The sequence below is a fragment of the Cupriavidus sp. 01L46 genome (assembly GCF_056399905.1).
Genome location: NZ_JBFTSF010000272.1, coordinates 1 through 9365, shown reverse-complemented (window position 1 = coordinate 9365; position 9365 = coordinate 1). Strand labels below are relative to the sequence as shown.

At 61.6% G+C, this 9365-nt stretch carries 7 protein-coding genes; 6 read left to right on the top strand and 1 reads right to left on the bottom strand.

Features of this window, described 5'->3' with window-relative positions; genetic code table 11:
- The first annotated feature begins 823 nt into the window (after window positions 1-823).
- The 3 genes from AC1DS3_RS31085 (at window position 824) to AC1DS3_RS31075 (ending at window position 2546) form a co-directional block, all read left to right on the top strand.
- Window positions 824-1195 (top strand): hypothetical protein, encoded by a 372-nt coding sequence (locus tag AC1DS3_RS31085; RefSeq protein ID WP_477128646.1) that lies wholly within the window; start codon window positions 824-826, stop codon window positions 1193-1195.
- 183 nt (window positions 1196-1378) lie between these two features.
- Entirely contained in the window at window positions 1379-2200 is an 822-nt protein-coding gene (locus tag AC1DS3_RS31080) for a hypothetical protein (RefSeq protein WP_477128645.1), read from the top strand.
- Between the two features lie 85 nt (window positions 2201-2285).
- Window positions 2286-2546 carry a PAAR domain-containing protein gene (locus AC1DS3_RS31075; RefSeq protein ID WP_441639940.1) on the top strand — a complete coding sequence of 87 codons (261 nt, stop codon included), beginning with the start codon at window positions 2286-2288 and terminating at the stop codon, window positions 2544-2546.
- A 40-nt stretch (window positions 2547-2586) separates the two neighbouring features.
- Here AC1DS3_RS31075 and AC1DS3_RS31070 read toward each other — a convergent pair whose 3' ends face one another.
- The gene (locus tag AC1DS3_RS31070) at window positions 2587-2736 is read right to left on the bottom strand and encodes a hypothetical protein (protein ID WP_477128644.1); all 150 of its coding nucleotides are present in this window, start codon (window positions 2734-2736) and stop codon (window positions 2587-2589) included.
- A 4-nt stretch (window positions 2737-2740) separates the two neighbouring features.
- Between AC1DS3_RS31070 and AC1DS3_RS31065 the strand changes: the two genes are divergently transcribed.
- From AC1DS3_RS31065 to tssF, 3 genes are read left to right on the top strand one after another with little or no spacing between them, the layout of a single operon-like run.
- Window positions 2741-3913, top strand: a complete 1173-nt coding sequence (locus AC1DS3_RS31065) for a hypothetical protein (RefSeq protein ID WP_477128643.1) — start codon at window positions 2741-2743, stop codon at window positions 3911-3913.
- A complete protein-coding gene (locus tag AC1DS3_RS31060; protein WP_441639938.1) occupies window positions 3894-7529 on the top strand; it encodes an ImcF-related family protein in 3636 nt (1211 codons plus the stop codon). Before AC1DS3_RS31065 ends, AC1DS3_RS31060 begins: the two co-directional genes overlap by 20 nt.
- Window positions 7526-9328, top strand: a complete 1803-nt coding sequence (tssF, locus tag AC1DS3_RS31055) for a type VI secretion system baseplate subunit TssF (RefSeq protein WP_441639937.1) — start codon at window positions 7526-7528, stop codon at window positions 9326-9328. The genes AC1DS3_RS31060 and tssF overlap by 4 nt, the downstream gene beginning before the upstream one ends.
- The last annotated feature ends 37 nt before the right edge of the window (window positions 9329-9365 follow it).

Genomic DNA, 9365 nt, shown 5'->3' with positions numbered 1-9365 from the left:
GGGTACGCGAAATATATGGCCCTGTTGAAGCAGTTCCAGTTTTGGGATGCGACAAATCTGCAATCCGGTGCGAAACTCTGGTTTTTTCACCCACTCCAGTTCATCCGGTATTTTAGAAAATGCGAGTGGTTAAATCATGGCGAGCTCGCGGCCACGTTCCCCCGTCACATGTTCTATACGAAAACGGGAAACCCGATAGTTGCAATCACGACAAACAATGATATCTATGCCCTTGAAAAAAGTGAGGCTTTGGGTCGTGTGGCGAATTACATAGGTCCATTAAATGAGTGTATTAGGAAATACATCGGATGTGACAAACAGCGGCAAGCTATATTTCTGTCTCAAGTACTTCTTGAGACTGCGCAATGGAGAAATCTAGGTGGAACGAAACGACTCATGCATGAATGGGGGTTTGGAGCGTATTCATCGAATAATCCGGCAACTCAATACTATACCGCGTTCTACGGGCGAGGGATTATGCAACTCACGTGGGCCGGAAACTATGCTTCGTATGGGAAATTTAGGAATTTTCCGCCTCATACAGGCCAATATGTCGAGCGACTGCCAAATTCAGCGCCAAGAATAACGAATGGGTCACAGCACTATAATTTTAAGCCGAGCGACCAAGGTCACTTGATTCGTTGGTCCCCTCGATTCGATCCAGATGTTGTGGCCGAGGATCGTTATCTGGCCTGTGATTCCGGCGGATTTTTTTGGGCATCGAGGCCTTTTTCGGAGGGCGTCAACATAAATAGAGTGGCCGACCGTCCCTACTCGGCCGAAAACACAGGATTAATAAACCGCCTCGTAAATGGTGGGGGGAATGGATACGATGAAAGGCAGGCGTATACGGTTTTCAGTAACCTTCGATGTTGTGGGCCCTAAAAATGGAGTTCATCATGGAGTAATTCCCGTTGAAACGGAAAAGCCAATTCATGTCGTTATTGATGATTATAGCTTCGACAACCGGAAAGGTTTTTCAATTTGGTCTGTTGATGAAGGGATGGGTGTTTATACAATTCATAGGGTTTTTCTATATTCAAGTGATAAATCCACATTCGTAGAATGGCTCCCGGCCTGCGGGGATCAATTTATCAACCTGAAGGTTGATAAAAAAAGAAAGAGGCTAATTAGCACTTACTATGAAGAAAATGTCCCGAAGCGGTGTATAACCCGTCTGCCGAAATATAGATAACTCATCCGCTGAGACGATTTTTGTGAAAAAAGATAATTTATCCGAAGCAGGGAGTGGGGGTATGTATAACGATATGGGAGAAGGTGTAGTCCTGAAATCTCCCCTGTCGTGATCCTTTCGTCGGCTATAAATAATGTTCTTATTTTTGGTCGATTCAATATTTTACTTAAAAAAATGAATTTCATGACTAGATTGTTATCAGGAAGGTGCATCAGAATAATAATTTTTTCATTTTCTTTGTCTGTGTGCAATTTTTCAATTTCTGGCAATGTTATGGCGGGGGGGGTAGGTAATAATCGTGCGTTGACTGATGTAAATTTCGATGCGGCGTATAAGGACTGCAGTTTATTTAAATTTAGCAACGAAAATGATCAGGTGCTTTCGTCTACCGAAAAAGAATTTCGTAATTTGAAAGAAACGTATTGGACCCGCGGGATGAATGACATGTGCGTGGCGTCGTTAAGAGCACCGACATTGATGCCAATGTCGAAGGGTGATGCGCGCCAGGATGGTGAATACGTAACCGTTAAAATCAAGCGTCGAGGTTACCTTCCGGGGCACGACAGATGCGAGGGTAAGCCGGATTACGATAATTGCCTTCAAAACGCCGTCTTTGTATTTTTCGGCTTCAATAAAGATGACAGGGGGCGATGGAGGATGAAGACTTACGACGCCGAAAATAGCGTAGGAATTAGCCTGGAACAGTCCATGTCTGAAACAATTGATGGTGTCATTGAGAGGGAGGATGGAATTACGGTGATCGGTGAGTGKAAGCATCCATATATAGGGGATAAAAAGGATTCTTATTATGCATCGGAGCCATGGGAAGATTTGATTGTATTAACAATAATAAGGCGAGCGCCATTCGGATATGTMACGCTTGGTACCGCGGATTCAATTGTCATACCAGTTAATCGAACGCCGGAGTCACTCGAAACGGCCGTGACTCTGATAAATCGAATTATTGATGTTGTTCAGAGCGTTCGAGTGGTTAATAAAAATTGATTTTTTAAGAGTATTTATAATTTTCAGATTGCTGTGGTTGTTTTGTGAAGCACGTGTATGTGTCATATTTTTGGCGGAGTGAAACATGCGATCTCCCATTCGCAAAGGCGATAGACTGGAAAACGGCGGTTCCGTAACGACCGCCTCGTCGGAAATGCTGTTCATGGGCCGGCTTCTGGCGTGCCAGGGTGACGAGGCACTCTGTGCGCGGCATGGGAGGACGACGATTGCCGAGGGCAACGTCTCGTTTCCCGGCAAGGGCGGCAGGCCGGTCGCGATGCATCATCACCGCTGCGCGTGCGGCTGCCGGCTGCTTTCGTCGCTGCAGAACGTGAATATCGCTTGACGATGGCGGTCGATCTGGCAGCGGTGGGCTTGCCGAGTGCCTACCCCGCGAACAAGCCGCGCCTGGTGCCGTGGCTCATCGGCTGGGTGCTTTGCTGCGGGATTGGCGGCGCGGTAGCGCTGTTGCTGTGGCCGGCGGGCACGCCAGCGCGCGGTGCGTGGTTCTGGTTCAGCGTGGTGGGCCTGCCCAACGGCTTGTTCCTTTTCACGCTTGGCATTGCGCGTGCCGGATACGAAGCGATCTGGCTCCGGGCGCATTACCGGAACATGCACCGGCGTCAATGGCTGAGTCACCGCGTGCGCCATGCGCAGCAGCCATTGCAGGTACTCGGTATCGGGTATTGCCTGCCGCTCAAGGGCGAGCCGCTTTCGGCTGCCMTTGCCGGGACGAAGATCTCGATGGAGGCGCAGTCGCCGCGCACGGGTGCCGGAACGATCGTGCATAGCCGGTTTGCAGATGACGATCCGCTGTTTGCGCAAGCGGACGAAGAGGAACCAGCGCCATCGGCGGATGAGGACATGGCGGACGCTGCCGGACAGCAGCCGAGCGTTGCGCCTGCGCCCACGCGTGAGCAAATTCCGCCCGTCGTGCGGATGCTTGCCCAGACCCTCGACACGCTCGGCCAAAGCCTGCATGCATTGTCGCAGTATGGCGCGGCTTATGCGCCCGCCGTGCGGGTGCTCGCTACTGCCGAGTGCGCCGATACTCGTGTGCAACAGGTCCGCCACGCCCTGCGGATTGCAGGATTGCCTGCGCTTGAGTGCATCGCGGTGCCGGCCGGCAACGGCCTGCTCGTGGCCGACGCGTGGCTCGACGCTGGCGAGAAGCGGCCGCTGCTGGTGATTGCCGCGCAGTGGCACGATGCGCCGCCCGCTGGCAGTACCGAAGGTGGCGTCGCTGTACTGCTCGGTCCCGGTGTGTTTCTGCTACCTGAGCCGGTCAAGGTCATGGCGACCCTGCRCCGGCCCGTGGCAGGCGAGCTGGATGCGCTCGCTGATGTGCTGGCGAACGCCGTGATGTGGGGCAACGCCGAAGCCCCTGCCGTCAATCCCGCCTGGATCAGCGGGCTGGACGCCTCGCACGATACGGCTCTGCTGTCTGCACTCGGCAGCGCTTCGCTGAGTGGCGTCACCAAGCTGGAAACGCAGCGCCGGCCCGATAGCCTCATCGGTCACGCGGGCGCGGCAGGCGGCTGGCTGTCGATTGCCGCCGCCGTCGAGTCAGCAACTGCCGGCCCGCACCTGATCGTTCACACCCCCGAGCACGCGCAAACCGCGCAGGCCGCCATCCTTTACGTGAGCCGCGCAACGGCCCCCAGAACGGAAGCAACGGACCCCACTTCGCCATATGACGAATCCAACGAATAACCTCAAGGCACTCGCATCGCAGGACGAATCCTCTGGCGCGCCCGGTTCCCTCGCCACCTGGGGGCTGGTGGTGGCCGCCGTCGCGTTGACCGCACTGGCGCTCGGCCTGGTCTGGCTCAAGGGCGATCAGTTCAATGTGCCGACGCTGGACGCCAAAAAAACAGCCTCGATCTGGATTCTCGCTGTACTGGCTGGGATCTTGATCCTGCATCCCGTTGCACTGGGGCTTGGCGCGTACAGCGCGGCAGGCCGGCTTTTTCGCCGGGAGACCGGCAGCCAGCCGGAGGCCGTCAAGGCCACCTCGGCGCTCAAACGTGATGCGCGTCTGCAGTACCTGTGCGAAGACCTGCGTGCCTCGCACGGCTGGTTCTGGCGCTACCGGCTGCCGTGGCTGCTGGTGAGCGGCAACGATGCGCTGGTCGATACCGTGGCGCCCGGCCTCAAGCAGGCGGGCGTGATGCATATCGCCGATGCCATCCTCGTGCATGCGGCGCCTGACGGCATGGATGCGGGGCTGTGGCGCAAACAGGTCAGGCAGTTGCGACGCAGGCGTCCGGTCGACGGCGTGGTGCAGGTAGTGCGCACGGGTGAGGCCATCCGGCCCGACGCCGAGCTTCCCCGCATGCTCTTGACCATCGCAACCGAGCTCGGCTGGGCTGCGCCCGTGACGTTTCTGCATCCGGTGCCGACGACCGGCCGCCAACCCGAGACGTTCCAGGCCATCGGCGCCTTCCTGTCGGGTTCAATCCGCCGTGGGACACAGGGGCCTGCCAATGCACTGAACGACCAGCTTACGACGCTCGAATTGCACACGGGGACGATTGCCGTGGAGCTGTGCTACGAGTCGACGCGCATGCCGTACCTCGCGCAGGTATCGCAGTACATCGGTGGGCAGCGAGAGAGGATCGTGACCAGTTGGGATGCGTTGATGGCCTCGAAGTGGCTTCGCGCGCCACTGCAAGGCGTGATGTTCGCGCCGGTGTTTGCCGCGAGCCAGCCGGGTGCGGTGCCTGTGCTGACGCCAGCCATGGCCGTATCGGCCGCTTTAGCCGCGTTGGCTGAAGCGGCCCGGCCTGGCGTCCCCAGCATGGCGCTGCGCGAACAGCCGGCCTCGCTACTGCCCACGTGGCAGGAGATCGGCCGCAGCCTGCGCCGGCATCGCGGCAGGCGCATCGGCTTTTACTGGCCGAACGCGCTCGCCGCGCTTGTCACCGTGGCAGCGATCGGCTGGTGCGTGGCGATGACAATCTCGTTTGCCGGCAACCTGCAAGGCATCCGGCAGGCGCGGGCGAGCGCCGAGGCAGCCGACGCAACCGTCGCGGCCGCGCCCGGCAGCCCGGCCGCCCTGCGCGCGCAGCTCGCGTTGCAGCAGCGCATCGAGATGCTGGAGTACCGGCAGCGGCATGGCGCACCGTGGCATCTGCGCGCGGGCCTGAACCGCAATGACGCGATTCTCGATGACCTGTGGCAGTCATATAGGACGGTCGCCGAGCGCAACCTGCAGCGCCCGGTCGTGCAGACCCTCCGGGCCGCGCTCACCGATCTCGCGCAGACGCGCGCCGATGCGTTGCAGAGTCACGACGCGCAGCGGCGCGGCTATGACGCGCTCAAAGGGTACCTGATGCTGGCGGAACCGCGCCGCACCGATCCCGCATTCCTGACGGGGCTGATCGTCTCCGCGTGGCCCGCACCGGCGGTGATGCCGGCCGGCGAGTGGCTGGACACGTCGCAGCGGCTCGCCAGCTTCTACGCAACCCACCTGAAGGCGCACCCGGAATGGCGCATCAACGCGTCCGACACCCTCGTGGCCGAGGCGCGCAACACACTGGTCAACCAAATCGGCCTCGCGAACGCCGACGACACGGTCTACCAGAACGTGCTGGATGACGCGAGGGGCAAGTACGCCGATGGATCGCTCGCGACGCTGCTCGATGGCGCAGACGCGCGCGGGCTCTTCACCACCGCGCGGACGGTGCCGGGCGTCTTCACGCGCGCGGCGTGGGACGGCATGATCGCCGAGTCGATCGACAAGGCCGCTCGCGAACGGCGCGTGCAGGGCGACTGGGTGCTGTCGAATGGGGGGCCGGCACAGTCGGTGGACGCGGCCGTCGTGCAGGGGGCCGGGACGACGACGAGCGCACGCCAGGAACAACGCGCCACCGACGATCTCAAGGCGCGGCTGACCGCGCGCTATTTCGCGGAATACACGGCCGCATGGCAGGGCATGCTCAACAGCGTCCAGTGGCAGCCGGCGGCGAACCTGAACGATGCGATCGACCAGCTCACCCGGCTGACGGACGTGCAGACGTCACCGCTGATCGCGCTGATGCGGTCCATGCAGTATCAGGCACAGGCAGGCCGCCCGCCGCAGGCGCTGACCGACGCACTGGTGCGCAAGGCGCAAAGCCTGATCGGTAGCGATGACAAGGCCCAGGCCCCCGCCATCCATCCTCTGGACAAGCCGTTTGGCCCGCTGCTCGCGCTGATGGGCGACAGTGGCGGCAGCACCAACACTAGCACTGCCGCTGGCAGCGGCGCAGGTCACGGCGGGAATGCCGCCAGTGCCACCACGACGCTGAACGGGGTGAGCCTAGCGCGCTACCTGACGGTCGCCACCACGATGCGCCTGAAGCTCCAGCAGGTGGCGGCGAGTCCCGATGCGCAGGCGATGGCCCGCTCGCTCGCGCAGGCCGTGTTCCAGGGGAAGCTCTCGGAGCTCGCGCAGGCAAAGGATGACGCAGCGCTCACCGCCGCTAGCCTGGGCACGCAGTGGTCGGGCTTTGGCGACGCGCTGTTTGCACGTCCGCTCGACACTGCCTGGCTGACGATCCTGCAGCCGGCCGCCGCGAGCCTGAACGAAGCGTGGCGCGTGAGCGTCGCTGCACCGTTTGCGACCACCTTCAGTGGCCGCTATCCGTTCTTCGATACGAACGCCGATGCGTCGTTCGCCGAACTGGGGCGCTACGCGCGCCCCGACACGGGACTGATCGCCCGCTTCATCACGACACAACTGGCCGGCGTGCTCAAGCCGCAAGGCGACCAGTGGGTTCCAAATGAACTGGCGCCGCAGGCGTTGCAGTTCGATCCCGCGTTCCTCGCCGCGATCCGGCAGCTGTCCACGCTTGGTGCCCAGATGTACGTGCAGGGTGATGCGGGATACCGCTTCGAGATCATGGCATTGCCGACCCCGAACGTCACGCGTTCGGCGCTGTCCGTTGACGGCAAGCAGATCGTCTACTTCAATCAGCGCGAGGCGTATACGCCGCTCGCGTGGCCCGGCAATGGCCTGCACGGCCACGCGGGCTTGACGTGGCAGACGGTCAACGCCGGCACGCGCCAGGCGTTCGAGTCGACCGGCGACTGGGCCTTCCTGCGTCTGCTGGCGAAGGCCGATGTCAAGCCGCTCGACAGCACGCGCTATGCACTCACGTGGAAGGATATGGAAAAAGATGCGGATGGCGAGCCGCTGCGCTACGTGCTGCGCACGCAGTTGGGCGCGGGTCCGCTGGATCTGCTCAAGCTGCGCGACTTCAGGATGCCCGAGCGCGTCTTTATCGTCGGCAAGGCCGGGACGGCGCCGGTTCTGCCTCCATTGCGACCGGAGATGACACCATGAGTGACGAAGACAATCCGCTGCTGAGATATTACGACGCGGAGATGCGCTATCTGAGCGAGGCGAGCAGGGAGTTCGCCGCGGCGCAGCCTGATGCGGCGCGCCGGCTGGGCCTGACGAGCCTGGGTGAGCGCGAGGACAGCGTGGAACAGCTCTACCAGGGCTTTGCGTTCCTGATGGCGCGGATGCGCGCGAAGCTCGATGACGCGTTGCCGGAGATCACCGACCCGTTGATCGACAACCTGTGGCCGCACGCCGGGCGCACGATTCCGTCGCTGGCGATCCTCGAATGCGTGCCGCGCGCGGGCGAGGCACGCGTGCTCGGTAAGCTGCCCGCGGGCACTCAGGTGCGCTCCGGCCCGGTCGGCCCCGAGGGCACCATATGCACGTACCGCACCACCCAGCCCGTGCCTCTGCTGCCGCTCGCACTGGTGGAGGCAGGTCCTGCGGTGCGCGCCGACGGCCGCACGGTGATCCGCATCGCGTTCGACCTGCTGCATTTCGACCAGCGCCCGCTCGATGACCTGGCGCGCATCCGCTTGTACCTGCATGGCGACCGGCCGACTGCCTCGGCGTTATATGCGGCGTTCACGCGCCAGGTCGAGGCGATTGCAGTGCGCATGGCGCGGATCCATGATGGGCGCCCGCAGCCACTGCCGCGCATGAGGTTCGAGGTGGCGGGCTTCGGTCCTGAGACGCGGCTCTGGCCGACCGACCACGAGCGGCGCAACGGGGAGCTGGATCGCGAGCAGACGATGCTCGAGTACTTCACGTTCCCCGAGAAATTCCATTTTGTGGACCTGTGCGGGTTCGATGCGGCGAGCGTGCCTGCGGGCGAAACGCGTATCGAATTCGAGGTCCTGCTCAACGGGCCGCTCGCCGGCGACGTCGCGTTTGGCACCAGCAACCTCCGGCTCTTCTGCACACCGGTGATCAACCTGTTCGAGATCGATGCGCAGCCGCTGCAGCCCAACGAGCACGATCGCGACTACCTAGTGCGCGCGCAGGACGCCGACGGCGCGCACATCGAACCCTACGATGCGCTGTCGGTCGCGGCTACCGACCTGAACAGTGCGGAGCAGCACGCTTACCGGCCCTTCAAGGCATTCCAGCACCGTGGCGGCATGCTGCGGCACGAGGCGCCCGAGCGRTACTTCCATGCGTCGTTGGGCTTTGGCGTGACCGGTGGCCGCCAGATGTGGATCACGCTGGGCGGCCACGTATGGGACAAACTTGGGGACGCCCCCGGTAGCCCGCCCGATACGCACGTGAAAGTGCGCGTGCTGGCGAACAACGGCACGTTGCCGCGCACGGCGCTGCGCGAGTCGACGATCACCACGCTCGCATCGGGCGCGGGGGACGTCGGCAGCGTTCGCAACCTGACGCAGCCCACGCTGCCGCTCTATCCGCCGAGACGCAGGCAATACCAGTGGCAGGTCATGTCGCATTTCTCCGGTCACGAGTTCAACACGCTGGACACGGATGTGCTGCGCGGCGTGCTTGCCCTGTACGACTGGACCGGGCGGGACGACAACGCGAAGCGCATCGCGGCGATCCGGCGAGTCAGGCTCGACCAGCGGGGCGTCCTGCGCAAAGGGGGCATGCTGCGGGAGTTCGCCATTCACGTGGAGATGGATCCGGCGGGCTTCGCCGGACCTGGCGATGTGGTGCTGTTTGGGGACGTGCTGAGTCACTTCGTCGGGCGGTACGCCAGCCATCGCTATTCAGTGCGGCTCGTGCTGGTCGCGAACGGCAAGGAGACCGCGTATCCCGCCACCGAATTCACAGGATCGGAGTTCTGATGGAAGTGAAACACGCGACGTACGTGACGTACGTGAC

Bases quoted from the DNA above. Each gene is read 5' to 3' on its own strand.
- AC1DS3_RS31075 (WP_441639940.1), top strand. From the start codon at position 2,286: ATGCGATCTCCCATTCGCAAAGGCGATAGACTGGAAAACGGCGGTTCC.
- AC1DS3_RS31060 (WP_441639938.1), top strand. From the start codon at position 3,894: ATGACGAATCCAACGAATAACCTCAAGGCACTCGCATCGCAGGACGAA.
- AC1DS3_RS31085 (WP_477128646.1), top strand. From the start codon at position 824: ATGGATACGATGAAAGGCAGGCGTATACGGTTTTCAGTAACCTTCGAT.